This window comes from Sphingomonas sp. (assembly GCF_019635515.1).
In the GTDB taxonomy this organism is placed as follows: Bacteria; Pseudomonadota; Alphaproteobacteria; order Sphingomonadales; family Sphingomonadaceae; genus Sphingomonas.
This window is the reverse complement of the sequence record NZ_JAHBZI010000002.1, coordinates 204,649-223,128: the sequence shown is the minus strand read 5'-3', so window position 1 is coordinate 223,128 and position 18,480 is coordinate 204,649. Positions and strand designations below refer to the sequence as shown.

Genomic DNA, 18,480 nt, shown 5'->3' with positions numbered 1-18,480 from the left:
TGCATCGGAGGAAGAAACGGAGCCGGTCGTCATCGCTTAGAGTCCGTAGCCGAGGCGGATGCCGATGGTGCGCGGCCGCATCGTCCCGAAGCGGCTGTTCAAGAACGCCTCGGGGTGGATGTAGACCGTCGAATGATCGTCGAAGACGTTCTCGACGTAAAGCTGCGCCGAGAGCGGCCCCTTCTTCATGCCCAGACTGATATTGGTGTTCAGATATTCGTCGGTCACCCCGAAGGTTGCCAGCCGCACGTTCGGCGCACCCGGCACGTTGGGGAAGGCGCTGTTGTACGAGCCGATATATTGCGTGCTGACCGCAAGGGTGCCCTTCGCGTCCGGACCGATATCGAAGGTGTTCGAGATCGACAGCGCGCCCTGAAGCCGCGGCGCCGACAGCCGGTGGCCGAGCACCGCGCCGGAGATCGCCGCCTCCGTGGCGCTCAGCTTGGTGATCTTCGAATCATTGTACGCGGCGTTGAAGCCGATGAAGAAGCCGCTGCCGGGCAGGATGCCCATCTCGACTTCGAAGCCCTGGCTGCGCGCGCCGCCGATATTGGTGGCGAACTGCACCGAGTCCGAAACGCGGTTGGCCTGGGCCTGGATGTTGTTCCAGTCGATCAGATAGGCTGCGGCGTTGATCGTCACCCGCCCGCCGAGGAAGCGCGCCTTGGCGCCGATCTCATAGCTCTTCAGATCGTCCGAGGACGCGCCGTTGGGGATGATGATGTCGGCCGGATTGGTCAGGCTGGCGCGGCCGGCGAACGCGTTGACGATCGGCGCGCGGAAGCCGGTCGAGAAGGTCGCATAGGTGGTGATGTGATCGACCGGCTTGAAGCTGGCGCTCGCCTTCCATGACGGCTTGGAGCCGGTCGCCTTGACCCCGGTGGCGGCGGCGTAGGGCGTCAGCGTGTTGAAGTTGATGTTGCGGTAGTTGAGCAGCGCATAGGTGAAATAGTTGAAGCCCGCCGCCGTCGCGAGATAACCGCCGGGCTCGGTGAAGCCCTGCTGCGAGGTGCGGCCATAGCGCATGCCGCCGGTCAGCCAGAATTTGGGCGAGAAGCGGTAGGTCAGCTCGCCGAATCCGGCAAGCTCCTCACTGTTGAAGTGCGTGTACTGCTTTTGATAATATTGGTCGGGCAGCCCGGTGTAGTTGCGGGAGGCGAGGAAGGCGAGGCTCGAGCGGTAGAAATAATCCACGTCGCGGCGGCGGTGCAGATAGAAGCCGCCGAGGGTGAACTGCAAGGGACCGTCGAGCGACGACACCAGCCGCGTCTCCTGCACGAACACCTTGTCATAGGCATTGGCGTCGAGACCAAAGGCGATCGGGGCGCCCGGATAGGCCGGCTGCGCGGGGAACGTGCCGGCCAGATCGACCCAGAAGCGCTGATCCATCTTCGAATAGGTCGATGAGCTCGTCAGGTTCGCGAAGCCCATGTCGTAGTTGAGCGTGCCGTTGAACACGGTCTGCTTGCCGGTGAAGCGGTCCGGCTGGTCGGAGACGCGCTTCTCGCGTCCGAGCGACGGGCTGGTCAGCGACGAATCCTTGGGATCGCTATTCTCATAGGAAGCCAGCAGCTTGATCGAGAGCCGGTCGGTGGGCTGCCACAGCGCGACCAGGCGCCCGCCATAATCGATCAGCTTGTTCGAGTTATGGACGCCGGTGCCGACGTTATCGAGATAGCCGTCTTCGTTGCGGTAGAAGCCGACGGCACGGATCGCGAGCTTGTCGGTGACGACCGGCAGATTGACCATCAGATTATAGCGCTGGCGGAACGAATCCGATCCGGTTAGGCCGAGATCGGCGAGCGCCGAGACGTCGAAGTTCGAGAGGTTGGGGCTCTTGGTGAGGATCCGCATCGCGCCCGACAGCGAGCCCGATCCGAACAACGTGCCCTGCGGCCCGCGCAGGAACTCGACGCGCTCGACGTCGAACAGATTGGGATCGACCACCGTGGTGTTGCCGATCGTCGAGACCGGCAGTTCGTCGATATAGACCGCGACCGAGCTTTGCAGGTTGGCGTTATAGCCGTTGGTGGCGATGCCGCGCGACGTGAAGTTGTTGAAATTCTGGGTCGGGCGGTTGAGCACCACGCCGGGCGTTTCGCGGCCGATGCCCTCGAAACCGACAATGCCCTTTTCGGTCAGCGTCTTTTGCGTGAACGCGGTGATCGACAGCGGCACATCCTGGATGCGTTCTTCGCGGCGCGTGGCGGTGACGACGATGTCTTCGTCGGAAGCATCGTCCTGCGCCGCCGTCTGATCGGCGGGGGGCGCGCTCTGCGCCCAGACGGGCGTGGCGCTCACGGCAATGGCGACGGCGCACGCCGACGCGAGAAGGTTCACTCGCATGCTCTCTCTCCCAATATGCCGATCCTGTCCTGCCGGCTTGTGAGGCCAAGGATGCCGCCACGGAAGAATCTTGTCAATATTCACTATCACGCGCGTGAATATTATTTCGGGACAAGGTGGGACGGACAAACGAAAGGGGCGGTGCGAGCGTCAAAACGCTCGCACCGCCCGTCTCTTGCCGCTCCCGCCTGACGCTTCGGATCGTCAGGCGGGTAGCGCGGTTAGCTCAGAAGTCGATCTTGGCACCGACCTTGAAGTAGCGGCCCATCATGTTCGGGCCGGCCCAAGCCGGGTTGTACTGGAACTGGCCGTAGCTCGACGACGGGTCGTATGGCGGCTTGATATCCAGAACGTTGAGCACGTTCACGTACAGCAGGAAGTTCTCGTTGATCTTCTGGCTTGCCGTCAGATCGACGTTCCAGGTCGGCTTGGCGCGGCAGAGGACCGGCGACTGATCGTTATAGACCTGCACCCGGTGACGCGTTGCGGCGTTGGCGGCGCAATTGCCGGCGATACCGCCCTCGTCAACCGACGCATTGTCGTATCCGCTGGTGTAATAGGCGGTCACCGACATCTTGGTGTCGCCGAAGTCCAGCGTGTTCTGCCAGGTGGCACGCAGCCGCGGTGCGCCCGAACAAGATGTGACCGAGCAGGGGCTGAGCGTGCCGGTATAGTTCAGCTTGACGCCGTTGGTCTGGATCAGCTCGTAACGAAGCTGGTACGACGCTTCGAAGCTGCTGTTCAGGCGAATGCCGTCGGTGATGTTGACGTTGACGTTGGCACCGACATCGATCCCGCTCGAGAATTGCGAGTCGGTGTTCGTGTACGACGCTTCGATGAAGCCGATATGCGGCAGCGCATTGGGGAGCGCGACGTCCGGAAGCCCCGGAAGCACGTTGATCCCTGGAATGTTCACGACGCCGTTATTGGCATAATAAGCGGCGATTGCCGGAGCGACATCGGTGACGCCGGCGATCAGGCCCTTGATCTTGATCTGCCAGTAATCAACCGTGAGGCTGACATTGCGGATCGGCTCGAAAACCGCACCAGCGGTGATGCTGGTCGATTTCTCAGGCGTCAGGCTGGGATTGCCAACCGTCGTCGTACCGAGCGGGAATGGATTGGTGGCATAGGCGTTGTTGCCGTGCAGCGCTATGAACGCTGCCTGGGCTGGCACCGAAGGCGAGAGCGTCTGGTTCGTAAACCCGGTGGTCGGCAGGCCGAACGCTTCGTTGAAGCTCGGGATACGGAAGCCCTTCGAATAGGTGCCCCGGACCGCGATCTGCGGGATCGGCGTGAATTTCGCGCCGACCTTCGGCGAGAAATTGCTCTGGCCGGACGAATAGCTGTCGTACCGGCCCGAGACGTTCAGTTCGAGCTCCTTGACGATCGGGGCATTGATTTCGAAGAAGCCCGACTTCACCCGGCGGCTGCCCTTGGTGCCGACCGCGTTGAGCACGAGGTACCGGTCATAGGGCCGGATCAGGTTAGCGGGGTTGGCGCTCGGTGCGTTGATCGATTCGTAGCGCATCTGTCCGCCGACAGCGGCCTGGAGCGGCCCGCCGGGAAGCTCGAACAGATCCTTCGTAAGCGTCCCGCTCAGCTGCCACAGGTCCGAACTCGACCGCGTGATGCTCGCCGGGGAGATATAGTCAAGCACCGATTGCGGCGTCGCCGACGGATTGAAGAAGTTGAACTCTCCGCGCGCGACGACATCCATGATGTGCTGCAAATTGGGGTAATTGAGCTGGGCACGCAGCAGGCGCACGTTCATCGCGGTGAAGCTGGCCGAATAGTTCCAGCCGTCCCCGAACGTACCATCGACACCGATGACGCCGCGCAAGCTGCGCGCGTCGCTATTCTGCTCGACCGGACGCGTGTCGCGGTAAAGAACCTGCGCCGTCTGGCCCAAAGCTGCATAGGGGTTGTACGGGTTGAGGACGCCATTGGCGGCGGTGCAGCCGGTGTTCGTGCCGTTGAACGTACCCACGCCCGCGGCGCAGACATAGACCGGCAGAACCGTGTTGTAGGTCGGCTGACCGGCAGGGCGCGGCGGCTGCGGAAGCCCGTTATAACCGCTCGGCTGCGCGGTGCGCTTGACCTTGGAATCGTAGAAGCTCGCAATCGCATAGAGCTGCGCCCTGTCGCCGAGATTGGCGGTGAAGCGCGCCGAGCCGCCAAAGCGTTCGACGCTCGGCAGCAAATGGCCATATTCGGCGATCGGATCGGTCTGGCAAATCGTCAGCGGCGACGTGGGCGACTGTGCGGCCGTGATCGTGCCCGTGGTGCGGCCAAGGCAGCCGGCACCCGGGTTCAGATAGGTGAAGCGGCCGGCGCCGGTGTTGGTGCCCGCTGCCGTGATCGGGCGGATCAGCGTCACGCCGGAAATGGCGAACAGACCGTTGAAGATACCGGTCTCGGTGGTGACCGCGTTCTGAATGCCATTGTTCCGGCAGCTTCCGGCCGCGTTGCAGAGGCGCGACAGATCCGAGCTGTTGAACGGATAGCCGCGGTCACGCGCAAGCAGGCGATCCTGCTTTTGATACTCACCGGACAGGTAGAAATTGAAGCCCTGCTCGTTGAGGTCGCCAATGCCCCATGCGCCCGAGACGCGCTGCTCGCCGGCGTCGCCGCGCTGAGAAATGCCGGCGCTGGCGTTGAGATGAAGGCCCTTGATCTCCTTCTTGGTAATGATGTTGATCACGCCCGCGATCGCGTCGGCACCATAGGTCGACGAAGCGCCGTCGCGCAGCACTTCGATGCGCTCGATCGTTGCCGAGGGAATGGAGTTCAGATCGACGAAGTTACGCTGGCCGTCGTCCGCGAGCGGATAGGGCGCCATGCGCAGACCGTCGGAGATCGACAGCGTCGCCTGCACGGTCAGGCCGCGCAGCGAAGGCGCGGTCGCGCCAGCGGCGAAGTTGCCGGCGGCGTTCCAGCCCTGCGAGATGTTGCCCGCGCCGTTGGCGGTCAGGCGCTGCATCGCCTCGCTGACGGTGTTGATGCCGCGCTCTTCGAGCGTCGCTGCGCTCAGCACGGTGATTGGCGACGGCGTCTCGGTGTTGGTGCGGCGGAACAGCGAACCGGTGACGACGATCGCCTCGCCCTCATCGGCAGCCTGTTCGTCCTTGGCGGCCCCGGTTGCGGCAGGCGCGGTCTTCGCTTCCTGGGCGAGAGCGGCCGATGGCAACGCCATCGCCGCGAAAGCCGAGCACAGGATTGTGCTTGTTAGATAGGACGTCTTACGCATGTTAGTCTCCCTGTTCATCAGGCTCCGCTCAATATAGGCGGAGCGGAGCCGTGACATTCTTGCCTAGCTATCGGTTGAGGAGCGCTTGTAAACTGCCAATTATTGGCCTGTTGCTTAGCGCATACAGCAAATTCTCTAACTCCGCCCCAGGATATACGTCAGATATACAAAAATATACTTTAGAGATCAGCTATCCACCTGTAACCTATCCGATTATGCCGATTGCAGGCTCAGCCCGATCACCGTTGACGACGATCCCCATGCATCGGCCTCGATGCGCAGCCGCACGCCGTGCTGGCCCAGCCGCACGAACGGATCCTCGCTGCCGAGCGCCATGAACTTGCGGCGAATTCGCATCATCACTACCGGCCGCGTGTCCGGGTTCGATCCGAATTCGCGCATCGCCTCGTCGATCGCCTGATTGGTCGCACGGCCCCGCACGGCGATCGTGCGGAAGACAAAGGCCTCGGTTGGCGACAGTGGCACCGGCAGGCCCTGCCAGGTCACTTCGATGGGATCGTTCTGGATGACGATCGCGCCGCGCTTGATCACCGTCTCGCCGGCATGCCCGCAATAGGGGCAGCATCCGGCAGCGCGCTGCATCGCCGGCTGAACCGCGGACTGACGCGCGATCTTGGCGGAGCGGGGAGCGTGTTGGGTGACTTGCATGGCTGCCTCCTGTTCGGGAAGCAGCCTAAGGATCGCGGCCCACCACTCATGGAGCGAAGCCATGAGCGGCGGCACACTTGCTACGAAATGTCGCGTCGGACGAACCGTCCGTTTCAGACGATCAGTGCCCGGGTCGCCCCGCGATCAATCGCACCAACCGCGTCGGATCGGGGGGCGAACGTCTCGCTGCGGGCTTGTCCATGCGTCTCCATTGGCTGTTGGCGACCATCAGGATCGCGCCGCTAGGCCCCAGAGTGAATTGCCCGGGCTCCTCCGCGGCCGGCGCGCCGCGCGCAAGCACACGAACCGTGGTGGCGGTCATGCCCCGCGCATCGAGCCCGATCTCGATCACCCGCGCCGGCACCCAGCCATTCTGGATGGCGATCAGCTTGTTGCCGCGCATCGCGATCCCGTCGATCCCGTCAAGCGCGATCCCCGCCGCCGTTTCGACACGTGCCAGAGCCCCGGTTCGAAGATCGACCGCGAGCAGGCCGTAGGAATAGTCGGCGACATATAGCCGCTTTCCGCCGGGCGCGACCGCCATGCCCTGCCCGCTGCGCAGCCGTCCCGCCGGCACCAGCACGCTCAGCCGCGTGCAATCGCTGGCGCAGCGATAGATCGCGCCGCTTTGCGAATCCGCGGCATAGACGCTGCCGTCCGGTCCGAGCGCGATGTCGCCGATATGCAGCGCCGTGCCCGGCTCGGCGCCGATCAGGACGTGCGCGCCGGTCCCGGGCGAAATCCGCATCACGCCGCCGGCACCGGGCTTGTCGCCATCGAACAACGCGCTGTCGATCGCCGCCCACAGCGTGTTCCGGCGCCGATCGAAGGCGAGCGCCATCGGAAAACCGTCGCTTTCCGCCAGCCGCAACACGGTGTGGCGCGCGCCGGTGGCAGCGACCCGCTCGATCCGGCGATCGATCACGCTGGAGACGAACAGCGCGCCGCGACGCGCATCGTGCGCGATGCCCTCGATCAGCGGCAGTTCGGGGGGAATTTCCGCGAGCGATATTGCGCCGCCGAACCCGCGCCCATTCTCCCGCGCCCTTTCGAGCACCGCTTCGCTACCCGCACCGAGGATAGCGGCCAGTTCCGCGCAATCCTCCGCCGGGAACGCGCCGCCCTGCTCGACGAACAACGCCAGCCAACGGGCGAGACGCATCTTGTCCCGCGCCTTCGCCGCCACCGAGATCGCCGAGAGCAGGATCCCGTGACTGCCCGCCGCCATCTCGATCAGGGCATCGTAGCGCGGCAAGGCCGCCGCCGCGTCGCTCCGCGCGGCAGCGCGCGCCTCGGCCCAGGCTGCGCGGATCGCCGCGTAATCGCGGTCCGCCCCGCCCGGCGCCGCGTTGCCCGCCACCAGCATCAGCGCCACGGCGGCAGCGCAGGCGCGGTTGCGCATTCCAGCCATATCAGCCCCCCCGGGTTTCGAGCTCGGGTGTCGCCGCCACCAGCGCACGCACGGCCTTTCGATAGCTGCGCCCCACCGGCAGATCGGTGCCGTCCTCCGTCATCAGCCGGTAACTGCCGGTCGGATTGCGGCGCACCGCCACGACGCGGTGGCGATTGACGATCAGCGAGCGGTGGACCCGCAGGAAATCCTTCTCGTCGAGCCGGGTCATGAACTCGCTCAGCGGCTCGCGGTGAAGATAGCTGGCCTGCCCGACGACGATCCGGACATATTCGGCCTCGGCGCGGATCCAGTCGATCCGCTGCAGCGAGACGCGCACCGTCTCGCCGCGGCGCTGGATCCAGATATGCGGATCGTCCGTGGCGGGAGAGCCGGTCCGGCGCAGTGCTTCGAGCTGGCGAGACAATTCCTCGAGCCGGCTGCGCGCGCTGCGGTCGTCGAGCGCGGCGCGGATGCGCTGGATCGTGGTCTCAAGCCGCGCCAGCCGCACCGGCTTGGTCAGAAAGTCGATAGCGCCGGTCTCGAACGCCATCGTCGCGAAGCGCGGAAACGCCGTGGCGAACACGACCAGCGGACACGCCTCGCCGCGCCGGGCGACTTCCTCGATCACGTCGAAGCCGTCGAGATAGGGCATCTCGATATCGAGCAGCACCGCATCGGGCTTGAGCTCGATGATCCGCTCGATCGCATCGCGTCCGTCATTGGCGATGCCAATGATCTCGACATCGGCGAACCGTCCGAGCATCTCGCCCAGCCGCTGGATCGCGAGCGGCTCATCGTCGCACAGCAGCAGCCGGATCATGCTGCTTCCTTCGCCCGCAGGTACGGCACGGCGAAGGCGACTTCGTACATCCCGTCCGGCGCCAACCCGGCCGAGAAGCGCACTTCGCCGAAGCGCGCGCGCAGCCGCTCCTCGACATTGATCAGGCCCAGGCCGGTGCCGCGCTTGCCCGGCCGCGACTGATCGGGGGCAGTGTTGCGGATCGCGACGTGCAGATCCTCGCCGACCACCTTGGCGCAGATCACCAGATCGACCGGCTCGGTGGTCGCCGCCACCGCATGGCGGATGGCGTTCTCGATCAGCGGCTGCGTCACCAGGCTCGGCACCAGCGCCTGCATCGCCTCGCGGCTCACTTCCTCGCGCACCCGCAGGCGATCGACGAAGCGCACTTTCTCGATCGCCAGGTACAATGACTGCAGCTCTAGCTCGCGGCTCAGCGGGATATCGTCGAGCGCATCGAGCGACAGGCCGGCGCGCAGGAAGTCGGCGAGATTCTCGACCATCTCCTCGGCATCCGCCGCCCGCCCCGCCCCGATCAGCGCCGTCACCGAATTGAGCGTGTTGAACATGAAATGCGGATTGAGCTGATAGCGCAGCGCGCGAAGCTGCGCGACGGCGGCGACGCGCTGAAGCCGGCTGATCTCGCGCTCGCGCTCGCGCGATTCGAAATGCGTGACCAGCGCGTAGATCATCCCCGTCGCAGCGGCGTAGGAGGTAAGCCACTGCACCAGCGCCGGCACGTAGCTCATCACGATGTCCTCGAACGGGCTCGGCATCGGCGTGTAGATCTGGAAGATCGTGTAATTGCTGAGCGCGTGGATCCATGGCGCGACCAGCGCCAGCCCGATCGCCAACCGGACGCGCGCGATCACCGGCCTGCCGACCGAACGCGCCAGCAGATAGGCGATGCCGAACGACATGGTGATGGCGATTGCCGACACGCACAGTCGCGGGATGATCAACCACACGGACTCTTCTTCGAGGAAGACGAGCCGCTGCGCGGTCACCAGCCCGAATTGCGCGATCCAGAACAGGACGATGAACAGCGCCACCACGCGGCGCGCGGCGCCGGTTAGCGCCGGCGGAGTTGGGCTTGCTTCAAAATTCACTCATATTTCCTATCGGGCCACCAATTGGGGCGAAACAAGGATGTGGGGACGTTCGTAGCGCGACCGCGACGGTTCATAGCATCACCGTCCCGATCAGGCACGGCGATGGCCAGCCTTCCTCCGCAGCGACAGAATGGGGATTGCCGATGTTCATCACGCTCTTGCTGGCGGCCGCCGATCCGCTCCCCGCGACCGCCGCCGATGCCGAGATCGCCTTCGCCCGCGCGGCGCAGACCGAAGGGCAATGGACCGCATTCCGCAGCTTCGCGCTGCCTGGCGCGACGATGTTCGGCGACGGCCCGCAGCCGATCGAGGAAGCGATCAAGGGCCTCAAGGATCCGCCGGTGGCGATCCAATGGTGGGCGTCGGATAGCTTCGTCTCGTGCGATGGCGCGCTGGCGGTCAACACCGGGCCGTGGCTGAACCGCCGCGGCAATAACGGCTATTTCACCACCGTCTGGGAACGCCAGCCCAAAGGTGGCTGGAAGTGGCGCGTCGATGGTGGCGACGGCGTCGCCACACCACGCGCCGCGCGCGACAAGGCCGCGATCCACCGCGCCGCCTGCAAGGGCAAGCCGGGCACGGTGTCCGCCGCCACCGCCAACGATGGCAAGACCGGAGAAGGCGCCTCGGCGGACGGCACGCTCGCATGGCGCTGGCACGTCGCCCCCGATGGCGCCCGTACTTTCGATGCCTGGTTGTGGGACGGCCGCACGATGCGCTCGGTGATCGCCGACCGGATCGCGGCGCCGCCGCCGCGCTGAGGTGCGCCGGCGCGGCTGTCCTTGCCGCCGGGACCGGGTTATCCATAGCGCATGTCCGAAGCCGCGCCCATCCACATCGCCTTCCTGCTGTTTCCCGGCATCACCCAGCTCGACATGACCGGGCCGGCGCAGGTGCTGTCGCGCCTGCCCGGCGCCAGGATCCATCTCGTCGCCAGATCGCTCGACCCGGTGCCCACCGACGCGCAATTCGCCTTGCTGCCGACCGCGACCTTCGCCGACGTGCCGCGCGCCGACATCCTCTGCGTGCCCGGCGGCTTCGGCACGATCCCGGCGATGGAGGATGTCGAAACGCTGGCGTGGCTGCGTCAGGTCGGCGCCGAGGCGGGATGGGTGACGAGCGTGTGCACCGGATCGTTGCTGCTCGCCGCCGCCGGGCTGCTCACCGGCTATCGCGCCGCCTGCCACTGGGCCTCGCGCGATCAGCTCGCCTTCTTCGGAGTGGAACCGGTCGCCGAGCGGGTGGTGTTCGACCGCAACCGGGTCTCCGGCGGCGGCGTCACCGCGGGGATCGATTTCGCGCTGGCTCTGGTCGCCGCGATTGCCGGCGAAGATCACGCCAGGTTCGTCCAGCTCAGCCTCGAATATGATCCGCATCCGCCCTTTGACAGCGGCTCGCCCGAGCGCGCCGATGCGGCGACGCTGGCGCGTTATAGGGCGATGGTTGAGAAGTTCGCTCCCGGTCGCGCGGAGAAGGTCAGGGCGATCGCCGAGAAGCTTGCCCGGTAAGCTTGCCCAATAGGCTTGCAATGTAGGATTTCGGCTGCTGGGCTTGCCCGGCTCTTTGACATCGTCACATTCTCGGCCCGGCCAGACCTCCCATGGTCAGTGCGACCATTGGGACCATTCGCGCTCACAGCGCCTTGGCCGCGCCCTTCAGATCCTCGACGAACATCGCATATTCGTCCTCGGCGCGAGCCTTGTCGGGCAGGCGCAGCAGGAAGCTCGGATGGATCGTTACCCAGCCCTTCCCGCCCTCGGCCAGCTCGATCACCCGGCCCCGCGTTGCGGTGATCGTCACCGTTTTGCCAATCATCTGCCGCGCCGCTGTCGCGCCCAGCGCCACGGTCATCGCGGGTTTGAGCAGCAGCCGTTCCTGTTCGTACCACCAGCGGCATGCGGTGATCTCGCCGGCATCGGGCTTTGAATGGATGCGGCGTTTGCCGCGCCGCTCGAATTTGAAATGCTTGACCGCGTTGGTGACGTAGACGCTGGCCCGATCCACTCCGGCATCGGCCATAGCCCGGTCGAACATTTGTCCCGCCGGCCCCACGAATGGGTGGCCTTCCAGATCCTCATTGTCGCCGGGCTGCTCGCCGACGAACATCATCCGCGCGTCGATCGGGCCTTCGCCGAACACCGTCTGCGTCGCCTGCTCGTAGAGGTGGCAGCGGGTACAACCCATCGCCTCATCGCGCAGCGCGCCCCACGCCCCCGCGATATTGCCGCCCGCCGCCGTCCGCGCTGTCTGGACCATTGCCGTCTCCCGCTGGCGCGCGCCAGCGACCAGCTCCTTGACCAACGCGGTTTCGGGCATGTTTTTCCAATATTTGCGTGGCATTTCCTTGAGCATCGCCCCGGTCTTCAAGCGCGCCGGATTGAAGATCGAGGCGTAATAGGTCTTCCACACATCCTCGACCGGATCGCCTTCGGGCGCGTCCGCCTTGGTTGCGGGCGGGCCTTCCTTGAGCGTCGCGCGGTCCCAATGGACCGACAGTTCCGGCGTCAGGATCGACCAGCGCATATTGGCGAAGCGATCGACGAAGAAGCGGGCATTGGTGCGGACGATATGATGCTCGGGCTCGAACCAGGCGATGTAGCGGGTGCCGACATCGTCCGCGATCTCGCGAAACCGCACGAACGCCCGCATCTTGTGAATATCGCGCCGCACCGCCTTGGCCATTTCCTCCAATCGCCGGACCAGCGGATCGGCATGGTCGTCGATCCGCTTGGGCGCCTCGATCACCCCGGCAAGCAGCGTGTAGAGCAGCGCAAAACGCTGCGGATCGCTGTGGAGGATCACGGTCTGGGCGAGATCGAGAAAGGCACGCGGTACCCGGAAGGCGCGCGGCGCGGCGGATTCAAGCACCGCTTCGTCGCCGAACAGATCAGCAGGGTGATCGCCGACCTGCCATACCACCTCCGACGGCGAAACCCGTGCGCCCGCCAGCGCCCGCGCCGCATCGCGCCAGCCCTCGAAATCATCCTCCGCCGTGAGCGTAACGACGCGCATCGCGTCTCAACGCTCGGGAAGCGAATCGATCCACTGCCGCAGCATCGCCACGCCTTCCTTGTGCACCGTCGCCCGGCCCAGCTCCGGCATGGCGATGCCGGGATCGGTCGATTCCATCCGGTAGATCAGGATCGACTCCTCGGCGCGCGCCGGCTGGATCGCGAAATCGCGTCCGCCCGACCCCCTGCCCGCCGCCACCGGGCGCTTGAGGATACCGCGCGCATTGGCATCCGCCTGTTTCCAGTCGAGGAACAGCCCCGAGTTCGACGCCGCTCCCGCCGGATTATGGCAATGCGCGCAATTGATCTCGAGATAAGCGCGGGCCCGGTCTTCGAGCGGGGCTTTCGGGTCGTTCCAGCGCGCGACGCGCGGCGCATCCCTGGGCAATCGGTCGAGCATCCCGCCGGCAACCAGACGTTCGAGTTGGCCGTCATGATTGAGGTAGCGTGCCTTGACCCCGATCGGGGTGATCGCGCCGTCCAGCGCATGGCAGTCCTTGCACTGGTTCTGGTTGGGCACCGCATAGCTGATGCTGCGCGTCTCGCCCGAGGGATCGGTGAAGGTTATCGGAATCCGCGTGCCCGCCCGCTTGAGATCGGCGTCGGTTCCATTCGCGTTCCACACATAGGGAAGCGCCACCCAACCACTGGCGCGGTGGAGCAGCAACCGCGTCTCCAGCGGCTTGAACGCGCCATTCTGTTGATAGCCGAAGGTCTTGATCAGCGCCGCGCCGACCGGAAGATCGAGCGCCTTGTCGGGCTGATATCCCGCCTTGGCGCCGGCGGGCAGATAGAGATAGCGCTGCTTCTCGGCATAGTCCGAGAAGAGCGGCGTTTCGAGCCCGTAGCCAACGACACGCGCATTGGGCGTGCGCCTCGCCAGATCGGCGAAGAAGCCATAGTCGGACAAGCGCGCCGGATAGTCTTCCGCGACGATCACCGCATCGTTGACCGCGCCGGGTTTCGCAAACAGCGCGGCGCCGAACAACAATACCGCGGCAACCAGCGCCTTCACTTCGCGGCAGCCTCCATCGCGGGTGGCAGCACGACGATATCGACTTTGGCCGAAGTCGCGCCGGTCAGCTTGACGAGCCCCGGCTGCGCGGTCTCGACCGGCGCGCCGAGCTTGAGGCCGAGGCCGAGCACCGGAACCGGGTCGCTGACGTTCAGCGTGGTAGGATCGCCGGTGCCGTCCCACAGGATCGGCGGAATGCTGCCGCCAAACGCGGCAGCGATCTGCTCGCCCCCCGGCAGTTGCGGCGCGAAGCCGGCCTTGCCGTGGCGATTGGCCGTGATCTCGATATGGCGCGGCAGGGGATTGTACTTCACGTCGTCGAACTTCTCGCGGTACGAGATCAGCATGACATTGCTGGTGGCATTGCCCGACAGATCATTGTCGAAGACCGAGACATTGTCGTTCGCCATGATCAGCACGCCCGTGCCCTTGCGCACGCTTGCGACGATATTGCCCTTGGGCGCGAAATTGGGCTCATCGTTGTCGATCACGCGGTTCTTGAACACCCGCACATCGCCGCCGCCCATCTTGGGCAGGCTCGGCAAATCGAACACGAGGATGCCGCCGGTATTGTGCGTGGCGAGATTGCCATAGACATCGGCATGGCGGCTGTTCTCGATCTCGATTCCCGCGACATTGCCGCTGACCGTGGAATTGCGCACGATGATCTGCTCGGACTGGCCGACATAGATGCCAGCATCGGAAGCACCCTTCACGGTGACACCATCGACCAGGATATGCGTGCTGGAGACGGGGTAGACGCCATATGCGCCGTTGGTTTCCTTCGGTCCGCCGGTCCATTCGACGCGGACGTTCTTGTAGACGATGCGATCGGCGCCCTTGGACTTGATGCCGTCGCCCTTGGTGTCCTCGACCGCGAAATCGCGCAGCACCACGTCGTCAGAGGTGACCAGCAAGCCCTCGCCCGCGCCCAATTGCCCCTTGAAGCTGAGCACGGTCTTGCCCGCGCCCGCCCCGCGGACAGTGACACCGTTAACGTCGAGGCTGAGCCCGTCGGTCAGCTCGAAGCGGCCGGCGCCGATACGCACGGTATCGCCCGGCCTGGCGTCGAGCAGCGCCTCCTGCAACCGTTCCTGCGCATTGGCGCCGGCCTCAACCGTGATGTCGCGCGCGGCGGCGGGCGCGGCGATCAGCACGGCGGCGAACAGGGCGGTTCGAAGCATCATTCTCTCCTGCTTTTCGGGTAGCTTACCCAAGCCGGAGCGAATTGACACCCTTGTTAGTTACTCGCGCGCATCGCCCGCCGGAGTTTCCTCGGCGCGGACAAGCTCTTTCGGTTTGCGGCGCTCGAAAATGTCGGCGAGGTCCTTCTCGTCTTCGGCCGATAGGCTGGCGGAAGCGGACGGGAACATCTCTTCCTCCTCTTCGCCGATGTGATGCTCTTAGCGGTGGCGCATTTCCTTGAACTTCGCGGTCCATTCGGCACTTGCCGGATCGAGGTCGGCCAGCTCGCCGAAGAAATCGTCGATCTCCTTGTGCTCGGACACCGAATGTCGGGCCTCGTCGCGCAGATCGGGATTGGCGAGCATCTTCGCGTAAAGCGATTCCTCCTCGGCCGCGGCATGGGCGCTGATCTCGATCCGCAGCGCTTCGAACAGCTCGGCGCGGTCGGCGAAACTGGCGGCGGCCAGCTCGGCGAGCATCGCACGGTGGCGGTCGTGATCGGCCTTGAGATCCTGAAAGATGCGCGCGTCGGCCATATGAACTCCCTCGTTACGACCGCCAAACAAATCAGGCCGCGAATAGCTCCAATTGCTCGCGCTTTGGTGCGACGAGCGTGCGCAGATCGGCCTTTTCGGCGAGCGCAACCGGGCGCCAATCCTCGGCGATCAGGAACGGGCGAACCTTGGCGACCGACACCGTCAGCCGGGCGACATCGGCAAGGCGGAGGCGGCGCCAGCGGCGCGTCTTCAGGATCGCATTGACCGCCTTCACACCCAGCCCGGGGACGCGCAGCAACGCTTCACGCGGGGCACGGTTGACGTCGATCGGGAAGCGATCGCGAAACCTGAGCGCCCAGGCGAGCTTGGGATCGATATCGAGCGGGAGCATGCCGGTGGCGGGGTCGGCGGCCTCGGCGACTTCCCTGGGCTGATAGTCGTAGAAGCGCATCAACCAGTCGGACTGGTAGAGGCGATGCTCGCGCATCAGCGGCGGGCGCTGGAGCGGCAAGACCGTGCTGGCATCGGGGATCGGGCTGAAGGCGGAATAATAGACGCGGCGCAGCGCGAAGCGATCATAGAGACCGGCGGCGCGCCGGATGATGTCACCGTCTGTCGCGGCATCGGCGCCGACGATCATCTGGGTCGACTGGCCAGCGGGCGCGAATTTGGGCGCGAATTTGAAACGCTTTCGGGCGTCGATGGATTCGTCCAAATCTTCCCGAACGTCGCGCATGGCAGCCTCTATGCGCGGCGCCGACTTTTCCGGGGCCAGACGCGTCAGCCCGGCGACGGTTGGCAATTCAACGTTGATCGAGACGCGATCGGCATAGAGGCCGGCCTGATGGACCAGCTCGGGATCGGCATCGGGAATGGTCTTGAGGTGGATATAGCCGCGGAAATCATGTTCTTCGCGCAGCAGCCGCGCGACGCGGACAATCTGCTCCATCGTGTAGTTGGACGAGGCGATGATCCCCGAGGACAGGAACAACCCCTCGATATAGTTTCGCCTGTAGAAGCTGAGAGTGAGATCGACGACCTCTTCCGGCGTGAAGCGGGCGCGGCGGACGTTCGAGCTCTTGCGGTTGATGCAATAATGGCAGTCGAAGACGCAGCTATTGGTCAGCAGTATCTTGAGCAGGGAGATGCAGCGGCCATCGGGCGCATAAGCGTGGCAAATGCCCATCCCCTCGGTCGAACCCATGCCCTTTCCGCCCGGGGCCGTCTTGCGCTTGGCGGTGCCGGAAGACGCGCACGACGCATCATATTTGGCGGCATCGGCGAGGATCGCCAGCTTCGCGCGCAGGTCGAGTTGTGCCATATGTTCTATATATGTTCTTGAGATTGCGGAGTCCAGCGGCATGTGAGAAAGCCGCGGCGAAGGGGTTCGGACATGCGGCTGATGGCGGACAGGCAAGTGCGGATGCTGTTCCTGGTGCTGGCACTGACCTGCAGCCTGGGCTGGCTGTTCAAGGCGCATTGCACGCCGGGCGGCTGGACCAATGCCGAGCAATACGCCACCGGCTGCTATAGCGACGCGATCCCGTTCTGGACCGCGCGCGAAGTCGACAAGGGCAAGATCCCCTATTTTCAGGCGCGGATGGAATATCCGGTGCTGACCGGGGCGGCGATCTGGATCGAGGGCGGCGCGGCGCGATTGCTGTTCGGCCGCAATGCCAACGCCACGCATTTTCTGGGCTTCGCGACCATCGTCAACGCGCTGCTGGCGGCGCTGGTGCTGCGGCTGTTCCTCCTCGCCGGGCTCGACCGGCGACGGCTGTGGATGTGGGCATGCGCGCCGCCCTTGATCCTCTATGTCGGGCATAATTGGGACATGGTGGCGGTGACGCTGGCGGTCGCGGCGATGCTCTACGCGCGGAGCAACCGATTGGTGCGGGCGGCGGCGATGGCGGGGCTGGGCACGGCGGCGAAGCTGTGGCCGGTGCTGATGCTACCGCTGTTCGGCTTGGGCGCATTGTTCGAGCGCGGGCAGAATTGGGCGCAGCGGCTGATCCGCGCCTCTTTGCTGTCGGCGGCGGCGATCGGGGCATGGGCGCTGGTCAACCTGCCGGTCGCGGCCTTCGCGTTCGAGAACTGGAGCGAGTTCTACCGTTTCTCCGAGGAGCGCGGCGGCACCGCGGCGGGGACGTGGAACGTGCTTCAGAATATGAGCTGGCTGTTCACCTGGAGCCAGGACCAGAATCGCTATGCGGCGACGCTATTCCTCGCCGGCGCGGCGGCGATCGTCGGGCTGGGTTGGCAGCGGCACCGCGATCATCTGTGGGTGTTGTTCACCCCGGTGCTCGCCTGGTTCATGCTGACCAACAAGGTCTATTCGCCGCAATTCGATTTGTGGCTCTATCCGATGCTGCTGCTCACCGCGCCACGGCTATGGCCGGTGGCGCTGTTCGTTCTCGGCGATATCGCGGCCTATTTTGCCGAATTCTGGTATTTCGCGGGAATGGAGGGCGGCTGGCCTTCGGCGCAATTCCCGGATGTGGCGTTCGCGGCGGTGCTGCGCGGGGTGGTGATGCTGTGGCTGATCGTCGATGCGGTGCGGCGCGATCCGCCGGATTGGATCGGCGCGAATGTTGAGGAAGTTTAGTCTTTTTGAGGGACTAAACATTCGCGAATGGTCCCAATGGTCGCGGTGACCATGGGGGTTGCCTGGAGAGTCCTTGGCCGACGATTTCAAAGAGCGGACGGCAATGCCGACCGCATGAGCCAAGCAGGCGAAATCCTACATTGCAAGCCTTAGGGCAACGGAAGATTCTCTTCGGCCTTCTTGGCGGCCTGACGCTCCTTCTTGGCGGCGGTCGCCTGCTGGACGAAGCAGCCGGTGGTGCCGCCGACGCCGACCGTCGAGCAGCTGCCGGTGCCGAAACGGCCGGTGTCGAGCGCGCCCTGCGAGCGCACCGCCCAGCTCTCATTGGCCTGGGGGCGCCCTTCGGCCTCGCGCAGATTCTTGGGGATGCGGTAGCGCTCGGCCTCATCGAGGCGCCGGCAGACGACGATTTCCTCGCCATTGGTATTGGTCGGGCACTTGTCATCGCCATAGATGATCAGCACGCCGTTTTGCGCGGCATTCTGCGCCTGCGCCGACGGGATCAGCGCGGGGGCGGCGGCAAATGCGGCCAGAAGAGCGATTTTCTTCAACATCGTGCCTGCTCCTTCGCGAAGACGGTTGGACGCCTTATGCGGAC

The 18,480-nt window shown here is 65.0% G+C and carries 14 protein-coding genes and 1 pseudogene; 3 read left to right on the top strand and 12 right to left on the bottom strand.

Going from position 1 to position 18,480, the window contains the following annotated elements; all coding sequences use genetic code 11:
* Positions 1–36: 36 nt before the first annotated feature.
* From KF730_RS13295 to KF730_RS13270, 6 genes are all read right to left on the bottom strand, one after another.
* On the bottom strand, positions 37–2,346 hold the full coding sequence (locus KF730_RS13295; protein WP_294097938.1) for a TonB-dependent receptor: 2,310 nt from the start codon (positions 2,344–2,346) through the stop codon (positions 37–39).
* 226 nt (positions 2,347–2,572) lie between these two features.
* On the bottom strand, positions 2,573–5,596 hold the full coding sequence (locus KF730_RS13290; RefSeq protein ID WP_294097936.1) for a TonB-dependent receptor: 3,024 nt from the start codon (positions 5,594–5,596) through the stop codon (positions 2,573–2,575).
* A 213-nt stretch (positions 5,597–5,809) separates the two neighbouring features.
* A complete protein-coding gene (locus KF730_RS13285) occupies positions 5,810–6,265 on the bottom strand; it encodes a hypothetical protein (protein WP_294097934.1) in 456 nt (151 codons plus the stop codon).
* 121 nt (positions 6,266–6,386) lie between these two features.
* Positions 6,387–7,676, bottom strand: a complete 1,290-nt coding sequence (locus KF730_RS13280) for a hypothetical protein (RefSeq protein ID WP_294097932.1) — start codon at positions 7,674–7,676, stop codon at positions 6,387–6,389.
* A gap of 1 nt (position 7,677) precedes the next feature.
* Positions 7,678–8,478 (bottom strand): LytTR family DNA-binding domain-containing protein, encoded by an 801-nt coding sequence (locus KF730_RS13275; protein WP_294097930.1) that lies wholly within the window; start codon positions 8,476–8,478, stop codon positions 7,678–7,680.
* Positions 8,475–9,566, bottom strand: coding sequence for a histidine kinase (locus KF730_RS13270; protein WP_294097928.1), 1,092 nt, complete (start codon positions 9,564–9,566; stop codon positions 8,475–8,477). Before KF730_RS13270 ends, KF730_RS13275 begins: the two co-directional genes overlap by 4 nt.
* Before the next feature lie 146 nt (positions 9,567–9,712).
* Between KF730_RS13270 and KF730_RS13265 the strand changes: the two genes are divergently transcribed.
* Together KF730_RS13265 and KF730_RS13260 are read left to right on the top strand one after the other, a co-directional pair.
* Positions 9,713–10,330: a hypothetical protein gene (locus KF730_RS13265; RefSeq protein ID WP_294097927.1), complete on the top strand. Its 618-nt coding sequence runs from the start codon at positions 9,713–9,715 to the stop codon at positions 10,328–10,330.
* A gap of 51 nt (positions 10,331–10,381) precedes the next feature.
* The gene (locus KF730_RS13260) at positions 10,382–11,077 is read left to right on the top strand and encodes a DJ-1/PfpI family protein (RefSeq protein WP_294097925.1); all 696 of its coding nucleotides are present in this window, start codon (positions 10,382–10,384) and stop codon (positions 11,075–11,077) included.
* Positions 11,078–11,201: 124 nt separating this feature from the next.
* On the opposite strand, the gene KF730_RS13255 is transcribed toward KF730_RS13260, so the two are convergent.
* The 5 genes and pseudogenes from KF730_RS13255 to KF730_RS13235 form a co-directional block, all read right to left on the bottom strand.
* A complete protein-coding gene (locus KF730_RS13255) occupies positions 11,202–12,581 on the bottom strand; it encodes a UdgX family uracil-DNA binding protein (protein ID WP_294097923.1) in 1,380 nt (459 codons plus the stop codon).
* 6 nt (positions 12,582–12,587) lie between these two features.
* Positions 12,588–13,595 (bottom strand): SO2930 family diheme c-type cytochrome, encoded by a 1,008-nt coding sequence (locus KF730_RS13250; RefSeq protein WP_294097919.1) that lies wholly within the window; start codon positions 13,593–13,595, stop codon positions 12,588–12,590.
* On the bottom strand, positions 13,592–14,779 hold the full coding sequence (locus KF730_RS13245; protein ID WP_294097916.1) for a parallel beta-helix domain-containing protein: 1,188 nt from the start codon (positions 14,777–14,779) through the stop codon (positions 13,592–13,594). Before KF730_RS13245 ends, KF730_RS13250 begins: the two co-directional genes overlap by 4 nt.
* Positions 14,780–14,839: 60 nt before the next feature.
* A pseudogene (locus KF730_RS13240) lies at positions 14,840–15,316 on the bottom strand (hemerythrin domain-containing protein).
* 31 nt (positions 15,317–15,347) lie between these two features.
* Positions 15,348–16,598 (bottom strand): putative DNA modification/repair radical SAM protein, encoded by a 1,251-nt coding sequence (locus KF730_RS13235; RefSeq protein WP_294097914.1) that lies wholly within the window; start codon positions 16,596–16,598, stop codon positions 15,348–15,350.
* 72 nt (positions 16,599–16,670) lie between these two features.
* On the opposite strand from KF730_RS13235, the gene KF730_RS13230 reads away from it, so the two are divergent.
* Complete coding sequence (locus KF730_RS13230) at positions 16,671–17,882, top strand: hypothetical protein (protein ID WP_294097912.1); 1,212 nt, start codon at positions 16,671–16,673, stop codon at positions 17,880–17,882.
* A 149-nt stretch (positions 17,883–18,031) separates the two neighbouring features.
* Here KF730_RS13230 and KF730_RS13225 read toward each other — a convergent pair whose 3' ends face one another.
* Entirely contained in the window at positions 18,032–18,436 is a 405-nt protein-coding gene (locus KF730_RS13225; RefSeq protein ID WP_294097910.1) for a hypothetical protein, read from the bottom strand.
* Between the last annotated feature and the right edge of the window lie 44 nt (positions 18,437–18,480).

What these genes read in the sequence shown, in the direction of transcription:
- KF730_RS13255 (WP_294097923.1), bottom strand. Translation starts at nt 12,581, where the DNA reads ATGCGCGTCGTTACGCTCACGGCGGAGGATGATTTCGAGGGCTGGCGC.
- KF730_RS13290 (WP_294097936.1), bottom strand. Translation starts at nt 5,596, where the DNA reads ATGCGTAAGACGTCCTATCTAACAAGCACAATCCTGTGCTCGGCTTTC.
- KF730_RS13295 (WP_294097938.1), bottom strand. Translation starts at nt 2,346, where the DNA reads ATGCGAGTGAACCTTCTCGCGTCGGCGTGCGCCGTCGCCATTGCCGTG.
- KF730_RS13265 (WP_294097927.1), top strand. Translation starts at nt 9,713, where the DNA reads ATGTTCATCACGCTCTTGCTGGCGGCCGCCGATCCGCTCCCCGCGACC.
- KF730_RS13245 (WP_294097916.1), bottom strand. Translation starts at nt 14,779, where the DNA reads ATGCTTCGAACCGCCCTGTTCGCCGCCGTGCTGATCGCCGCGCCCGCC.
- KF730_RS13280 (WP_294097932.1), bottom strand. Translation starts at nt 7,676, where the DNA reads ATGGCTGGAATGCGCAACCGCGCCTGCGCTGCCGCCGTGGCGCTGATG.
- KF730_RS13225 (WP_294097910.1), bottom strand. Translation starts at nt 18,436, where the DNA reads ATGTTGAAGAAAATCGCTCTTCTGGCCGCATTTGCCGCCGCCCCCGCG.
- KF730_RS13275 (WP_294097930.1), bottom strand. Translation starts at nt 8,478, where the DNA reads ATGATCCGGCTGCTGCTGTGCGACGATGAGCCGCTCGCGATCCAGCGG.
- KF730_RS13285 (WP_294097934.1), bottom strand. Translation starts at nt 6,265, where the DNA reads ATGCAAGTCACCCAACACGCTCCCCGCTCCGCCAAGATCGCGCGTCAG.
- KF730_RS13235 (WP_294097914.1), bottom strand. Translation starts at nt 16,598, where the DNA reads ATGGCACAACTCGACCTGCGCGCGAAGCTGGCGATCCTCGCCGATGCC.
- KF730_RS13230 (WP_294097912.1), top strand. Translation starts at nt 16,671, where the DNA reads ATGCGGCTGATGGCGGACAGGCAAGTGCGGATGCTGTTCCTGGTGCTG.
- KF730_RS13260 (WP_294097925.1), top strand. Translation starts at nt 10,382, where the DNA reads ATGTCCGAAGCCGCGCCCATCCACATCGCCTTCCTGCTGTTTCCCGGC.